Source organism: Streptomyces morookaense (assembly GCF_013030945.1).
Taxonomy (GTDB): Bacteria; Actinomycetota; Actinomycetes; order Streptomycetales; family Streptomycetaceae; genus Streptomyces; species Streptomyces morookaensis.
This window is the reverse complement of sequence record NZ_JABBXF010000037.1, coordinates 73,272-89,780: the sequence shown is the minus strand read 5'-3', so window position 1 is coordinate 89,780 and position 16,509 is coordinate 73,272. Positions and strand designations below refer to the sequence as shown.

Sequence of the window (16,509 nt, the reverse complement as noted above, 5' to 3'; positions counted from 1 at the left end):
TCCATCGGACACAGTTTTCCGAAAGGGGAGGGACCCATGAGCAGGAGCAGCAGCACCTCCGGGAACCGGACTGTCGAGAACCGGACTGTCCTCATCTCGGGCGCGAGCATCGCCGGCCCGGCACTGGCCTACTGGCTGGGGCGCTACGGCTACCGGCCGACGGTCGTCGAACTGGCCCCGGCCCTGCGGGGCGGCGGCCAGGCGGTCGACTTCCGCGGCGAGACACACATGACGGTCCTGGAGCGCATGGGCGATGTCCTGCCCGAGCTGCGCCGGATCCGGACGGGCGGCAGCCCGATGCGCTTCGTCGACGCCGACGGCCGTCAACTGCTCCACCTGCCCGGGGAGTTCGCGGGCGGCGAGCTGGAGGTGCTGCGCGGCGACCTGGCGCGGGTGCTGTACGAGCACAGTCTCCCGTACACCGAGTACGTCTTCGGCGACTCGGTCACCGCCCTCACGGAGACGCCGACAGGCGTGCGCGCCGACTTCCGGCATGGCGCCACGCGCGAGTTCGACCTGGTGATCGGTGCGGACGGACTGCACTCCAACATCCGCCGCCTCGCCTTCGGCCCGGAGCGGTCGTACGTGAGCCACCTCGGCTACTATGCGGCCACCTGGCAACTCCCCAACTACCTGGGCCTGACGTCCGGTTCGGTCGGCCACAACACCCCGGGCCGGCTCGCCTCCGTGGGCGTGGACCACCACGACCCGGACCGGGCGGGAGCCTTCTTCGTCTTCGCCGCCCCCGAGCTGACGTACGACCGCCACGACCCGGAGCAGCAGAAGCGCCTCGTGGCCGACGCCTTCGCGGGCATGGGCTGGGAGGTGCCGCGCCTGCTGGACTCCCTGCACGCGGCGCCGGAACTGTACTTCGACTCGATCAGCCGGGCGGACGTGCCAGCATGGTCCAAGGGCCGGATCGCCCTCGTCGGCGACGCGGCATGCGGCGCGACCATCGGCGGCATGGGCACGGGGACGGCAGTGGTGGCCGCCTACGTCCTGGCCACCGAACTCGCCCGCTCCGGCGGCGATCACCAAGCGGCTTTCCGCCGGTACGAGTCGGCGCTGCGCACCTACGCCCAGGGCTGCCAGAAGGGCGGCGACCGCACGGGCAAGTTCCTCGCACCGGGCACCACGCTTGGGCTGCGCCTGCGCAACGGACTGCTGTCGCGTCGGTTCCTGCTCGACCTGATGCTGAGGGTGGGGCAGGAGGTGAGCAGCGGGGTGGAGCTGCCGGATGTTGCGCCGGTGGTCGACTTTGCAAGCTGCTGAGCTCTTGCCCGCACGGGCATTGCCGGATGCCCCGGTTGCGGCAACCCTCCTGGTCTGTGTCTATGCTCACGCGGACTCAGGAGCGGGCAGCAGGCTCGCTCTCACCAGGGAGGATGCGGGATGCGTCGCAAGTCATGGATCGCAGTGGGCGCCGGGGCAGTGGTCCTGACAGGCGGGCTGGTTGCGGCCATCATGCTGAGCAACGGCGAAGACGGGGCCCGGAAACCGAGGGCGCGTCAGTACACCGACCACAGCGCCTGCCTGCTGACCGACGGCCGCGGAGCGGCGGGGGCCGATACAGCCCCCGTCTGGGCCGGTATGGAGGACGCGTCCTCGGCCACGCACGCGAAGGTGACATCTCTCTCGGTGTTCGGTCCGGACACCGTCGCAAACGCCGTGCCCTACGTGAACACCTTGGTACAGCGCCGCTGCGACATCGTGCTCACCGTCGGCCGGACCCGCGGAGCAGCTGCGGAAGAGGTCGCCGCCAGAACACCCGAAGCCCGATTCGTGGTGGTCGGCGAGGGCAAGCAGGACAGGAATGTGACGGTGATTCAACCTTCCCGGGACATCCGGTCCGCCGTGGCGAAGGCAGTGGAGGATGCGGTGAATAAGTGACCGATTGGCGCTGGTTATCCCCACATCAAGCCATTTATGACTGCGATCTTGGATCTAGGACAAATAAAGAATCACTAAAGGCATGTCCATGACTCTGGAATGACGCGCTCCTCATGAGCGAAGGTCAGCAGGTTTTGTGTTGATCTTCGATGGAGTCGTCATGTATCGCCGTCAGTACCGCCGTTCCACCCGGTGGAGACAGCTACGCCACCGATTGGCCCGGGGGGTGGTCATAGCCCTTCTGGCAACCTTCGCCATGACCTTCACGTGCGGCGAGGCCTCAGCGGCAGGGGCGACCTTGGACCCCCTGCCCATGCCCAGCCTCTCGGGACTGTCCTCCTGGCTCAAGGGGCACAAACCTCCGCACTGGGGCCACTTGCCGCATCAGGCGTCAGGAACCGCAGCGGGCCGGGGACATGACGCATCGGCGTCGTCGACCCGCGCCGGGCACGGTGCCGGCAGCAAGCCCGAGCCCGGCAAGGGCGAGCTGCCGCCCTACGCACCGAACAACCGCAAGGCGGCCAAGGGCCGGAGCGCGGGCGGTCAGGGCTACGATGCCCGGACCAGCAAGCGCGTCCCGTCGAAGTCCACCGCCACCTCGGACTACTTCGAGAACGCGGACGGCTCGCACACCCAGAAGCTGGCACCCGCCCCCATCAATTTCCGGGACGCCGACGGCAACTGGCAGCACATCGACACAACGATGCGCAAGGGGTCCGACGGCCGGCTGCATCAGGGGGCGAACTCCGCCGCCGTGGACCTGGCCCCACGCGCCACGGATCCGACGCTCGTCCGGGTCGCACCCGACAGCCGTCATGCACTCGCGTACGGCCTGCAGGGCGCGGCCGCCGTCCAGCCGGACGTGTCCGGCTCGACCACCCGCTACCGCCAGGTGCTTCCCGACACCGACCTCGTGCTCCAGTCCGGTGCCGTCGGTCTCAAGGAGTCCCTGGTCCTCCACTCCGCTCGCGCCGCGAACGAGTGGACCTTCCCCCTGGACACCCAGGGCCTGCACCCCGTGCTGGCCGACGACGGTTCCGTCGAACTGCTCGACGCCGACGGCAAGGCCTCGGTCGTGATCCCGGCCGGCTACGCCTACGACTCCCGCACCGACCGGGTCTCGGGCGAGCACGCCACCACGCACGCAGTGACCTACCGGCTCGTGGAGTCCGGCGGCCGCACCTCGCTCCGGATGACGCTCGACGCCTCCTGGCTTCATGCCCGGGAGCGGGTCTTCCCGGTCACCGTCGACCCGTCGATGATGAACTGGGGTGCCGTCACCACGTACGCGGAGTCCGGCGAGCCCGGCGACCACTCGATGGAGCAGACCATGAAGGTCGGCTCCTGGGACTCAGGTCCCCACTCGGCCGTCTCCTACTTGCAGTTCCCGGCCCTCGCCCAGTCCCTGGACAACTCCAGGGCAACCGTCACGGCCGCCGAGCTCGACCTCTCCGCGATCTGGTCGTCCACGTGCACGCCCGAGCGCTTCGACGTCGCACCCGTCACCAAGGCGTGGTCGCCCCAGCAGATCACCGGCTATCCGGGCCCCTCGTACGGCTCGTCGATCGGCAACCTCACGCCAAACGTCCCGGTCAGCTGTGCCAACACGAGCAGTGATCTGTCCAAGAGCGACTACCTCAAGGTGCCGCTGTCGACCGGCGTGTTCAACAGCTGGGCCGGCGGGTCCTCCGGTGACTTCGGGCTGGCCGTCTACGCGTCCACGTCGGACAACCTGCACTGGAAGCAGTTCGGGTCGGCCTACAACCCGGACGCGGCGCCGAACCTCTTCCTGACCACCGGCACCGCGCTGCCTCCGTCGATCGTCTCCACGACGCCGGCGAACAACGCCGCCGTGAACTCCCTGACCCCGCAGCTGACGGCCGTGGCCCAGTGGGCTACCTCCCTCACGACGTCCGTGAAGTACGACTTCCAGGTGTACGACACCGGGGGCACGAAGCTCGCGGACTCCGGGCTCATCACCGGCAGCTCCTACAACATCCCCTCCGGGAAGCTGAAGTGGGGCCAGTCCTACTACTGGGGAGTCCAGGCGTACGACGGCACCAACTACTCGGCCGGCCCCAACTGGCAGCAGCTGACCACCCAGGTGCCGCAGCCCGTCGTCACCTCCGGTCTGTCGCAGAACCCGGACGGCCACGGCTACAGCCCGGCCATCGGCAACTACACCACCTCCGCCACCGACGCCAACGTCTCCGCGCCCGGCCCGTCGCTGACGGTCACGCGCGACTACAACTCCCGCGACCCGCGCACCACAGGTGCTTTCGGCGCGAGCTGGTCCAGCGTCTTCGACGCGCGTGTGGCCGAGCAGTACGACGCGTCGGGGGCTGTCGTCAGCGCCCAGGTGACCTACCCCGACGGCTCCGCGGTCGGCTACGGCAAGAACGCCGACGGTTCGTTCTCGCCCCCACAGGGCCGCTTCGCCACCTTCCGGTCCCTATCCGGCGGGTACTCGCTCACCGACAAGAACGCCACCGTCTATGCCTTCACCCAGGGCCTCGGCTCCGGCAAGTACGGCCTCACGTCCATCACCGACGCCAACGGCCGCGCCGAGAACTTCATCTGGTCCTCGGGGCACATCACCGACATGACGTCGGCGGTGTCCGGGCGGGCGCTGCATCTGACCTGGAACACGCCGTCGGGCGCGACAGGACCGCACATCGCGACCGTCGCCACCGACCCCGCCACCGCGGGCCGGCCGAGCACCGCCTCGACCTGGACGTACTCGTACAACGGTGACCAGCTCGCCAAGGTCTGCTCGCCGGTCGACACGAGCGGCTGCGCCCAGTACGGCTACACCGCGGGCTCGCAGTACCACAACCAGACCCTCGACCAGGGCCCGGTCTCCTACTGGCCGCTCACGGAGAGCTCGGGGAAGACGGCCGCCAGTGCCGTGCTCGCCCGGACCGGAGCGGACAACGCCACTTACAACAACGTGACGCTCGGTCGACCCGGCCCGCTGGCCGGAAGCAGCGCGACAGCCGCCGACTTCGACGGCTCCTCGTCGTATGTGAAGCTGCCGAACCTCGGCATCGGCTCGAACTTCTCGCAGTCGGTCTCGCTGTGGTTCAAGACATCGACCACCACGGCCGGCGTGCTGTTCTCGGCCTCGGACAACGCGTTGCAGCCCTCCATCACCAAGGGCGACGCCCTGCCCGCCCTCTACGTAGGCAACGACGGCAAGCTCAAAGGCCTGTACTGGTACGGCACGGAGAATCCGGCACCGATCAGCACCACCGGCTCGGTTGCCGACGGCAAGTGGCACCACGTGGTGCTCACCGGATCGTGGTCGGCACAGAAGATGTGGGTGGACGGGAGCCTGATCGGTACCGCACCCGGCTCGGGAACCGTCGGCCCGCAGGGCCTGAACCCCTGGCTCTACAGCAGCGTGTACCTCGGCGCGGGCTACCTCGGCTCCAGTTGGCCCGACCAGCCCCATCCCAACTCGGCCACACTCTATGCCACGTACTTCAAGGGCTCCCTCTCCAACGTCTCCTTCTACGACAAGCCCCTCGCCCAGGACAGCGTCTCTGACCTCTACCAGGCCGGCACCAAGTCCGCCGGCCTCCTGACCTCCGTCACTCGTCCCTCGGGCAAGACGTACGCCTCCGTCTCCTACGACCCCGTCACCACGGCGGTCACCCAGCTGACCGACTCCAACGGCGGGGCGTGGACCATGGGCACCCCCACAGTCTCCGGTTCCAGTCAGATCTACCGCGCCTCCGTCCTCGGCTCGGGCCCCGGCGCCTACTACCGCTTCGGCGAAGCAGCCGGCGCCGGGCAGGCCGTCAACGAGGTGAACTCCGGCTCCGCCACGTACAGCGGTGTGACCCTCGGCTCCGACGGGCCGTTCACCGACAGCACCGGTGCGGCCTTCGACGGCAAGTCGTCCTTCGTTCAGCTGCCCACGAACCAGCAGGTGCAGACCGGGCCCAACTCGGTCGAGATGTGGTTCAAGACTCCGCCCGGCAACACCGCAGGCGGAGTGCTGTACGGCGAGATGGGCGTTCCGCTCGACGCGCCCGACCCTGCCTCGTCGGACTGGACCCCTGCGCTCTACGTCGGCACCGACGGCAAGCTCCACGGTAAGTTCTGGGACACCAACGGCGTCGCGGGCGGCATGACGTCCTCGGCCCTCGTGAACGACGGCAAGTGGCATCACGCCCTGCTGAGCGGGTCCGGCAAGGGTCAGCACCTGTACCTGGACGGCGTGCAGGCCGGGGCCACCACTGCCGCGCTGCGCAGCTCGGCCGCCGGGTACAACTACATCGGTGCCGGTGAGTCCACCGGCTCGTGGCCGGCGCACCCGACCAACACCCTCGGCTACTTCCCCGGTTCGATCGCCGAGGCCGCCTTCTACCGCACCGAGCTCACCGGCCAGGATGCGGCAGCCCACTGGTCGGCCGGGCGCAACTCCAACGGGCTCTCCCCGCTGAAGACCGTCAAGGTCACCGACCCCGGCACGAAGACGATCACGTACCAGTACGACCTGTGGAACGGCAACCGCGAGGTCGCGCAGACCGACGGCCGCGGCTACCGGACCACGTACGGCTACGACACCGGCGGCTTCCTGCACACCGTCACCGACCCCAACGGCAACGTCGTGACCTCCGGCCATGACGTGCGAGGCAACGAGGTCAGCAGGACCACCTGCCAGAACCAGGCGGGGCAGGCGTGCTCGACCACGTACACGAGCTATCTGCCGGACGACACCAGCGCCCAACTGAGCCCCAATGCACAGAACGACCTGCCGGCCACCGTCCGCGACGGCCGCTCGTCGTCCGCGACCGACAACACCTATCTGACCTCGTACTCCTACGACGCCGCGGGCAACAAGACCGGCGTCACGACCCCGCCGGTGCCGGGCTTCCCCAACGGGCGCACCACCGCCATCACATACACCGACGGCACCTCGGTCCCGGCCGCCGACGGCGGCTACGCCCCGAAGGGACTGCCGTACAAGACCGTCTCACCCGGCGGTGCCACGACGACCGTCACCTACTTCAAGAACGGTGACGTCGCCTCCACCACCGATCCCAACGGTCTGGTCACCAGCTTCACGTACGACAACCTCGGCCGGCCGCTGACCAAGAAGGCCGTCTCCGACACCTTCCCGAACGGCCTGGTCACCCAGTACGGCTACGACGCCGAGTCACAGGTCGTCCAGCAGACCGACCCGGCCGTCACGGACCGGGTCACCGGTGCCGTCCACCAGGCGCAGACCACCACGGTCTACGACGCGGACGGTCTTGTGACCTCCCAGACCGTCGCCGACCTCTCCGGGGGCGACGCGTCGCGCACCGTCAAGTCCACGTACAACCAGTACAACCAGCTGGCCACCAACACCGACGCGACGAACGCGACCACCACGCTCACCTACGACGCCTACGGCAACAAGGCCACCGAGCGCGACCCGCTCGGCAACACGATCGCCTACACCTACGACGCCAACGGTCACCTGCTCACCCAGATCCTGCAGGCGTACACGGGGGATCCGGTCAACCCCTCGATGGCGAAGGACCTCGTGGAGTCCTCGCGGGCCTACGACCCGGCGGGGCGGCTGCAGTCCATCACCGACGCGATGGGCAACACCACTTCGTACACCTACACCGACAACGGCCTCACCGCCTCCGTCACCCGTGTCGATACCACCGGCAAGAACACCTTCGTCCAGCAGGCCAACACCTATGACGCCGCGGGCAATCTGACCCAGCAGGTCACCAACAACGGTGCGACGGTGACCAAGTCGGCCGTCGACGCCGCGGACCGTGTCACGGCCACCACCGTCGACCCGGCCGGGGTGAACCGCACGACCACCGTCTCCTACACTCCGGACGACAGGGTCGCCACCAGCACCCTGACCGACGGCAGCGGGACCACCCACGCCACCAGCTCCACGTACGACGCGATGGGCAACGTCACCAGCCGCTCGGTACGGCAGGACGGCGTCGGCCACCCGACCGGCTGGTGGCCGCTGAACCAGAGCTCCGGCAGTACGGTCACCGATGCCTCCGGCACCGGCAACACCGCCGCGGCCACGGCCATCACCTGGAACGACGGTGCGGCCACGCTCAACGGCACCACCAGTGTCATCGCCACCAACGGGCCCGTGCTCAACACCGGCTCGTCGTACAGCGTCTCGGCGTGGGTCCGGCTGGCCGCCCAGGGCGCGAACGACCAGACGTTCGTCGGCCAGGGAGGGAACAACCACCAGGCTCTCTACCTCGGTTACACCGCCGGCACGAAGACGTGGTCCTTCGCGACCAGCACCAACGACGGCTCCGGCACGGCCTATCCCGCCGTGTTCTCGCCGAACGGCAGCGCTGCCGCGGGCGCGTGGACGCACCTCGTCGCCACGTACGAGGCCGGCACCGGTGCAATGAAGCTGTACGTCAACGGCCAGCCGGTCGGCACGGCGACCAACTCCACCCCGTGGAGCTCCGCCGGTCCGCTGACCCTGGGCGCGGTGCACACCATCGGCGGCGGCCTCTACAACCAGGCCAACGGCTCGATCGGGAACGTCCAGACCTACTCCCGTCCGCTCACCGCCGACGAGGTCTCCCGCCTCTACGCGGCCGACCGCACCGGCGGCGCCACGGCGTCGGGCAGCCAGGCCACCACGCGCTGGCAGCTCGACCGGCGCGGACTGCCGGTGAGCATGACCGACCCCGACAACAACGTCACCAACTACGCATACGACGAAGCCGGTCACCTCACCGTGACCAGCGCGCCCGCGGTCAACACCGAGACGAACGGCGGCCCTCCCGCTCTCGTCCACCCCACCAGCACCGTCGGCTACAACACCTTCGGCGACCAGGCCGAGACCCAGGATCCGAACGGCAACACCGTCACGACGGCCTTCGACGCCGCGGGCCGCAAGACCGCCCGGACCCTGCCGAACTACACGCCGCCCGGTTCCTCGGCGCCCATCGCCGGGGCCACCACGACGTGGACGTACGACGCCATGGGGAACGTCACCCAGGTCACCGATCCGCTGCAGCACACCGAGCAGTACGTCTATGACCAGCTCGGCGACGTCGCCCAGGTCACGGACGCCAGGAAGGGCGTCACGCACTCCGTCTACGACGCCAACGGCGAGGCGCTGTCCGTGACCACGCCGTCCGGCGCACAGACCCAGGCCACGTACGACTTCATGGGCCGGAAGCTGACGACCACCGTCCTCGACCGCTTCCCCAGCCCGGTGACGTCCACGACCACCCACTCCTACGCAGCCTCAACGGCCAACCCCGGCGGGGCCTTCCTCGCCTCCACCACCACCCAGAACGGTGTGACCACCAGCTACGGCTACAACCACGCCGGCGAGACCACCCAGGTCACCGACGGCGCCGGGAACACCACCGAGACCACCTACGACCTGGAGGGCCACAAGGTCGCCGTCAAGCTCCCCGACGGCACCCGGAACACCGTCTCCTACGACCAGCTCGGCGACCCTGTCCAGGCACAGTCCCTGGACACCGACGGGCAGACCGTGCTGACGACACGGTCCGCGACCTACAGCGCGGCCGGTCAGCTGATGTCCTCGACTGACGCCAACCAGCACACCACCACGTTCACGCGTGACGCACTCGGCCAGGTCACCGGTGAGGTCCAGCCCGTCGACGCCGGGCACTCGATCACGACGTCGTTCGGCTACGACGCCGCCGGTCACCGCACCCGCTTCACCGATGGCCGTGGCAACGCCCGCTACTACACCTTCAACTCCTGGAACCTGCCCGAGTCGGTCATCGAGCCGGCGGTCTCCACGTCCACCTACAGCTACACCTCCGCGGCCGACTCCACCTTCACCACGTCCTACGACGCGGCGGGGCACCCCGTGACCCAGACCGCTCCCGGCGGCGTCACCGTCACCTCCGACTACGACGCCCTGGGCAACGTCACCAGCCAGTCCGGCACCGGAGCCGACGCCCCCACGGCGAGCCGCAGCTTCAGCTACGACGCGGACAACCGCATGCTGACCGCGGCCACCAGTGCCGTCGGCACCACGATCCCGGCGACGTCCAACACCTTCACCTACAACGACCGCGGGCTGCTGCTCAGCGCCAACGGGACGGCGGGCTCCAGCTCGTTCGCCTATGACGGCGACGGTCTGACCACGTCGCGTACCGACGCAGCGGGCACGACCACGTACGGCTATGACAAAGCCGACCGTCTGGCGACCCTCAACGACCCGGCGACCGGCACCCGGCTCACCTACACCTACAACTCGCTCTCGCAGCCGGCCAATGTCCAGTACGGCGGCAAGGACGGCAACGTCCGCACCTTCGGCTACGACAACTTGCACCGGCTCGTGAGCGACAACCTGAAGACGGCGCTCGGCGCCACCGTCGCCTCCATCGGCTATGGCTACGACGCCAACGGGAACTTGACCGGCAAGACAACGTCCGGTCTCGCGGGCCCGTCCAACAACACCTATACCTACGACTGGGCGGACCGCCTGACGTCCTGGAACAACGGGAGCACCACTACTGCATACGCGTACGACGACTCCGGCAACCGCATCCGCATCGGGTCCAACGTCTACACCTACGACGCGCGGGACCAGCTCACCAGCGACGGCGTCAACACCTACCGCTACACGCCGCGCGGCACACTGACCCAGCAGGCGACCGGTTCCACCACCACGGCCTTCGCATCGGACGCCTTCGACCAACAGGTCACGCAGGGAACCCAGACCTACGTCACCGACGCACTGGGTCGCGTCATGACCGGCACCGGTACGGACGGCAGCAAGATCGCCTTCTCGTACAGCGGTACCGGCAACACCCTCGCCTCGGACGGCTCCAGTACCTACACCTGGACCCCCGACGGTGGCCTCGTCGGCATCGGCATGGCCGGCGCCGCCGCAGGCACGGGCAGCCTCGCCCTCACCGACCAGCACGACGACGTGGTGGGCAACTTCTCGGCGACGGGCGCTGCGATGAGCGGCTCGAACGCCTACGACCCGCTCGGCAACGTGACCGGGACGACTGGCACGCCGGTCGGCAGGCTCGGCTACCAGTCCGGCTGGACGGACCTCGCCACCGGCAAGGTCAACATGGCCGCCCGCTGGTACAACCCGGCCGCGGGCCAGTTCATGAACCGGGACACCATGTCCTTCGACCCGGTCCCGAACGAGGCCGCCGCCAACCCCTTCGCCTACGTCGAGGACAACCCGCTGAAGGGCACCGACCCGTCGGGCCACGGCTGGTGGGGCAGTCTCAAGCACGCGGCCTCCAGCGGCTGGCACCATCTGACCTCCTGGGCGTCGAGCGGGTGGCACGCCCTCACCAATGCCTGGGACTCCGTCTCCAGTTGGACAGCGAACACGTACCACCGGGCCAGTTCCTGGATGTCGCGCGAGTTCGACGACACCATGGCGAGCTTCAGGCGGGAGATGAACCGCCTGGACCGTGAGATAGCCCAGCTGAATCGGGAAATTCACGACAGCTTCCGGTACATCAGACATCGGGTCAGCCACGTCTATCACGCCACTACGCGCGTGGTCAGTCACGTCTACCACCAGACCGTCCACGCCGTGACCACGACCTACCACGCCACGGCCAAGGCCGTCCGCACGGCGACGACCTACTTCAAGAACCATGCGGCAGCCATCGCTTCGTTCGCAGTCTCCACCGCGGTCTTCGTCGGCTGCGAGGCCGCGGTGGGCGCAGCAACGGGTGGCGTCGGAGCGGTGGTCGGCGCAGCGGGCTGCGGTGCGCTCGCCGGCGCGGTCGGCGGCGCGGTGAACCAGGGCGCGAAGTGCATGTCCGGCCAGGCGGGCGGCTGTTCAGTGAGCGCCTTCGCCGGCGCCGTGGCCGTGGGCGCCGTGGGCGGCGCCATCGGCGGCGCGTTGGGCGGCGCACTGGGCGGCAAGCTGGCGGAGTCGGCACTGGGGAGCGTGCTGCCGAAGGTGGTGGCCAACTCCTTGGAGGGTGCGTCGATCGGAGGATTGTCCGGGGGTGCTGTTGGTGCCACTGACTATGGGCTCACCTGCTCTCGTAGTGGGGCGAGGTGTTCGTGGTCGGGGGCGGCCAAGGCCGCGGCTGGTGGGGCTGCGGACGGGGCAATCGGCGGGGCAATTGGTGGAGCCATCGGAGCTGGCCTGAGGCGCCCGTCCGGTTGTGGTCAGGCGCACAGTTTCACGGGTGAAACCCGTGTGGCCATGGCCGACGGCTCATCCAAGCGCATCGACGAGGTCAAGGCCGGCGACGAAGTCAAGAACGCGGTAGCGGGCAAGCCAGGGGGCACGGAGACCCACAAGGTCGACAAGGTCATCGTCACCCGCACCGACCGTGACTTCGTGGACGTGACCGTCGCCCCGACGACCCAGCCGTCCCTCAAGTCCCGCTTCCTGAAGAAGGCCGCCCTCGGCCTGGCTTCTGCTGCCACGGCAGTTGCGGCCCTGAGCCCAACCGCTGCTTCGGCGACGACGGTCACAACTACCTATCACCACCCGTTCTACGACCGGACGCAATCCGCCTTCGTTGAGGCCAAGGACCTCCGCACCGGCGACCTCCTTGAGACCGACAGCGGCACGGTCGAGGTCACCGGGGTCCGTCTTTACCACCAGGACAACGTCGTTACCTATGACCTCACGGTCGACGGGTTGCACACGTACTACGTGCTGGCCGACGACGTGCCGGTCCTGGTGCACAACTGTGGCACTGACCGCTACGGGTTCAGTGGGAGTGTCCGGTACGAGGCCTTGGATGGGCTCGGGCGGCCTCAGGCCGTTCACGCCTCGATTGACAAGTCGATGCTGGACACCGGCACGGAGGCTGGTGGCATGAGGCCGCCAGGCTGGCGTGGCAACGGAACGAATTACAACGAGGCAAGAGGCCACCTTCTGGCCAATCGCCTGGGAGGTGCAGGTAAGGGACCGCTGGCGCGTTACAACCTCGTCACGCTGACCCAGAATCCTGTCAACTCGCCATGGATGCGGGACCTCATCGAGCAGCAGGTCTACGATGCGGTCGACGCCGGCGAAACCGTGCAATATTCCGTGAATCCGGTTTACGAAGGGGCAAACCCGATTCCGATCCGCCTGGATTTCGCGGCTACGGGAGACAAGGGGTTCAACCTCTCCGGATTCTTGGAAAACCCGGCAGCCGGAGTCATCTCAGGAAAATTTAGATACTGACCGATCTGGGGCCCACGGGCGACCGTGGGCCCCAGACGTACCGGGTACACTAGCCGAGCTTGCATTTACGGAGGTCTGCATGCCCCGGACGACGCCCGCGCGTCCCATCGATATCGAGGCTGTCTTTCCAGAGCTTCGCGAACATACCTCAATCGCTACGCGCCTTCACCCGCGTCCGGGATGCCCCGGACCGACGGACAGCTCCGCAGGGGGCCCGCTCCTCTGGCCCGACGACGAACCTTGGCCTGTCTGCACTGCCCCTCACCGGAAGTCACGCGGCGAGCTGTTGGACAATGTGAGGGCGCGACGACGCATCCTCGACGCGGCTTGGAGTCGGCAGGAGCCCGCCGGGCCTACCGATGAGGAACGTGAGCGGCTGGCTTCCCTGAACAAGCGAAGTAAATACGCTCCGGAGCTCTCTGATGACGCCCCCATTCCCATGCTTCCGGTTCTCCAGTTGTTCCGGGGGGACGTTCCAGCTCTAGGGTTTCCAGACGGCAAGGACGTATTGCAGATCCTTTGGTGCCCGTTCGATGCCCACGGAGAGGGCAACGAGATTGACGTCCGGCTGGTGTGGCGGAATTCGACGCTAACCTCCACCCAGTTGACGGAAGTTCCCGAGATCAAGGTCGTGGGGCGCGGCGGATACGTTCCTGACGCATGCGTTCTACAACCGGAACAGATTATTGAGCACCAGACCTTCGAGCTCCTCCCTGAAGCACTCCAGGAGTCTCTGGAGGAGTGGGAAGACTGGGACAACGAAGAGTCACCGCACTATCAATACGATCTCTCGGTCGCGCCCGGCTGGAAGGCAGGGGGCTTCGCCTCGTGGCACCTGACAGGTCCTCAGAGAATGGTCTGCGATTGTGGCGCCCCGATGCAACTGCTGGTAACCATCGACAGCAAGGAGTGGGACAACGGGAGCCTGAGCTGGAGACCCGTGGAGGACGCGGAGACTCCTGCACACGGGATCAGCACTCCGACGCGTGTCGTCGTGGGAAGGGCTGGCGCCTTGCGCATCTTCGTCTGCACCATCGACGCCTCACACCCGCACAGGATCAACGAGCAGTAGCCCTGTTCAAAACCCAAGAACCTACCCATAGTCACGCGGCCTGGAGGGTTTGTTGTCACAAACGAAAGAGAAATAATGCACAGCGACACAATGTTCGTTGGCCACGACAACCCCGCGTGGCGGCCTTGTCAGAGTCTCCTTGCGCTGGTGGATCTCGAGCCGTTCGGGTTCCCGAATACCCTCGAGCAGCTGTGGCTTCGTGAGCTGCCTGGTGAGGTTTTCGAGGTGTCGTGCATCCCATTTCGGTCCTACGGATTGGCGCTGGGTGACGTCGTGGGGTTGCGCGAAGGGAAACTCGTAGCGAGCGTGAAGGCCCGCTCTGGACGCCGAGTTTTCCACGTCTTCTTTACCGAGCCGAGACCGCCAGAGGGAGGGATCGACTCTCGTGCACTGCTCCGCGAGGCGATCGCTTCCGAAGGCTTCTTGAGCGAGTGGAGCGGGGACAGGCACATCGCGATCGATGTTCCCGCCGACGCTGACCCTTCAGGGATTTATCGAGCCGTCGAGGAGGAGGTCCACCGGGGGACCGCATATTGGGAATGGGCTGATGCCGAGCCGTTTCGCTGCAAGGACGCCCGGGACGCCCGGGATGTTGACAACCGTAGCTCATTGCCGCTGAACTAGGCTATGGACATTGCCACGAAACTGTCAGCACTCCCCAACGCAAGGCCACTCTCAGAGATTTCTGACGCCTGGGAGTGGTCCCCTACCCCCGGTTTCACGCTGTTGGCGGCTCTGAGTTCGGACCGCCAGCACGTGTTCAGGCTGAACACAAAGGATTCGTATGATGCGGAACTATGCTGCGCCGTCCTTGAGTTCGTGCGCAACAGAGAAGATGAGATAATTGGGCGACCAGCGCCACTGACCGCCCTTCCAGGCTTCACCTGGCCTGGACGCGAATTCGACGTCATCGGCCGGATCAGACCGGAAGCTCATCGATTGTTCCTAGGAGACCCAGATCTCAACAGTGTTACTTTCGGCGTGTTTCCGGGGTACTCCTCCGAGATCTCCGGTGCCGAATCAGTGGATCAAGCTGCCGAGCGATTCAGTCGTATGCTCAAGGCCTCCGACCTGAACCGCAAGCCCAGTCCGTACGTCCTGGTGCGCTTCAACAACCCGCAAACCGGGACAGGAACGATCGGTGACCTGCCGGTATTCTTCTCGCCGGATTACCTGTTGCACGAGCTAGGTCTCCTCGAGGGCGTCCGAAACGCCTATCTCGATCTGTGGAACCATCGTAATGAGAAGTGGACAGTGCAGTGGAACGGGCACTGGTTGGCTGCCACCGACGGCCAGGAGCTGCACATGTCGGCCGGCGAAATCGCTGCCTGGGCGGCAGCAGTCATTGGATGAAGCGAACAGCGAGGCCCTGTCAGAGATCTCCGGCAGGGCCTCGCTGCGTTGCACAGCAGGAGTTGACGGCAACGCCATGAGAGTCGGAGGGCCGAAGGTGAGCAGCAGGGTGCGGCTACCGGCCACCGTTCCCGCCTCCGGGTAGGTGTTCGTGACGCCCGGTATCCAGGTCAGGATCTCCGACACTTGGTCGGCCGACTCGCCCCCAGCTACGGCTACTTGGACCTGGAGATCCTGTTGGATGGAGCTCAGAGCTCGGCACGCTCACGCCGGGAACTCGAAGGAGTCCGATACGCGGTTCGCCTCGCCGAGGCGTGACCACCCGAACATGGGAGGGTTACGGGATGGCCGGCAACCTCACGGCGGTGGCACATTTCCTGTTCGAAGCCGGCACGCTCAAGCAATCGCGCCGCACCGGCTGGTGGATGGCCGGTGTCCGCGACCCGGAGAGCGTCGCCGAGCATTCCTGGCGGACCTCGCTGATCGCCTCCGTCATCGCCAAGCTCGAAGGGGCCGATCCTGCTCGGGCCGCTCTCCTGGCCGTCTGGCACGACAGTCAGGAGAGCCGCACTGGCGACGTCAATCGCCTGGGCAAGAAGTACGCGGATGCTGTGGACCCGCGGGACGTCACCGCCGACCAGGTCGCGGGCATGCCTGATGCGCTCGCAGAAGCCCTCTGCTCCGTTGTCTCCGAATACGAGGACAAGGACACGCCGGAGGCACTCTGCGCCCGCGATGCCGACAAGCTGGAGTGCCTGCTCCAAGGCATCGAATACCGAGCCCAGGGCTACGCCAACGCTCAGCGGTGGATCGACAACAGCCGGACCCGGCTTGTCACCAAGACGGGGATCGCTCTGGCAGATGCCCTCCTCGCTTCCGAACCGCTGGACTGGCTTCGTGCAGCCCTCGGCGAGAACGACGGCATGCCCTGAAATTTGAGCGTAGGTGTCGGCAACATCAGCAGTCCCTGGCGGCAGGCGTTGCGATGCGCAGGTCGGCCCGTAGCACGTCCTGGCGGGGCTGCCGGAAGTCCCGCCTC

The 16,509-nt window shown here is 67.2% G+C and carries 7 protein-coding genes; all 7 read left to right on the top strand.

Annotation, left to right across the window (positions count from 1 at the left end):
* Positions 1–36: 36 nt before the first annotated feature.
* On the top strand, positions 37–1,272 hold the full coding sequence (locus HG542_RS17560; RefSeq protein ID WP_171082497.1) for an FAD-dependent monooxygenase: 1,236 nt from the start codon (positions 37–39) through the stop codon (positions 1,270–1,272).
* Between the two features lie 120 nt (positions 1,273–1,392).
* The gene (locus tag HG542_RS17555; RefSeq protein ID WP_171082496.1) at positions 1,393–1,890 is read left to right on the top strand and encodes a type 1 periplasmic-binding domain-containing protein; all 498 of its coding nucleotides are present in this window, start codon (positions 1,393–1,395) and stop codon (positions 1,888–1,890) included.
* A gap of 313 nt (positions 1,891–2,203) precedes the next feature.
* Positions 2,204–13,045: a LamG-like jellyroll fold domain-containing protein gene (locus HG542_RS17550; RefSeq protein WP_171082494.1), complete on the top strand. Its 10,842-nt coding sequence runs from the start codon at positions 2,204–2,206 to the stop codon at positions 13,043–13,045.
* Positions 13,046–13,124: 79 nt separating this feature from the next.
* Positions 13,125–14,117, top strand: a complete 993-nt coding sequence (locus HG542_RS17545; protein WP_171082492.1) for a hypothetical protein — start codon at positions 13,125–13,127, stop codon at positions 14,115–14,117.
* Positions 14,118–14,192: 75 nt separating this feature from the next.
* On the top strand, positions 14,193–14,741 hold the full coding sequence (locus HG542_RS17540) for a DUF4265 domain-containing protein (RefSeq protein ID WP_171082490.1): 549 nt from the start codon (positions 14,193–14,195) through the stop codon (positions 14,739–14,741).
* Between the two features lie 132 nt (positions 14,742–14,873).
* The gene (locus HG542_RS17535) at positions 14,874–15,470 is read left to right on the top strand and encodes a hypothetical protein (protein ID WP_171082488.1); all 597 of its coding nucleotides are present in this window, start codon (positions 14,874–14,876) and stop codon (positions 15,468–15,470) included.
* Positions 15,471–15,814: 344 nt separating this feature from the next.
* Positions 15,815–16,402, top strand: coding sequence for an HD domain-containing protein (locus tag HG542_RS17530; protein ID WP_171082486.1), 588 nt, complete (start codon positions 15,815–15,817; stop codon positions 16,400–16,402).
* The last annotated feature ends 107 nt before the right edge of the window (positions 16,403–16,509 follow it).

Excerpts from the sequence above, each read along its gene's own strand:
- HG542_RS17540 (WP_171082490.1), top strand. The coding sequence starts at position 14,193 with ATGCACAGCGACACAATGTTCGTTGGCCACGACAACCCCGCGTGGCGG.
- HG542_RS17530 (WP_171082486.1), top strand. The coding sequence starts at position 15,815 with ATGGCCGGCAACCTCACGGCGGTGGCACATTTCCTGTTCGAAGCCGGC.
- HG542_RS17555 (WP_171082496.1), top strand. The coding sequence starts at position 1,393 with ATGCGTCGCAAGTCATGGATCGCAGTGGGCGCCGGGGCAGTGGTCCTG.
- HG542_RS17545 (WP_171082492.1), top strand. The coding sequence starts at position 13,125 with ATGCCCCGGACGACGCCCGCGCGTCCCATCGATATCGAGGCTGTCTTT.
- HG542_RS17560 (WP_171082497.1), top strand. The coding sequence starts at position 37 with ATGAGCAGGAGCAGCAGCACCTCCGGGAACCGGACTGTCGAGAACCGG.
- HG542_RS17550 (WP_171082494.1), top strand. The coding sequence starts at position 2,204 with ATGCCCAGCCTCTCGGGACTGTCCTCCTGGCTCAAGGGGCACAAACCT.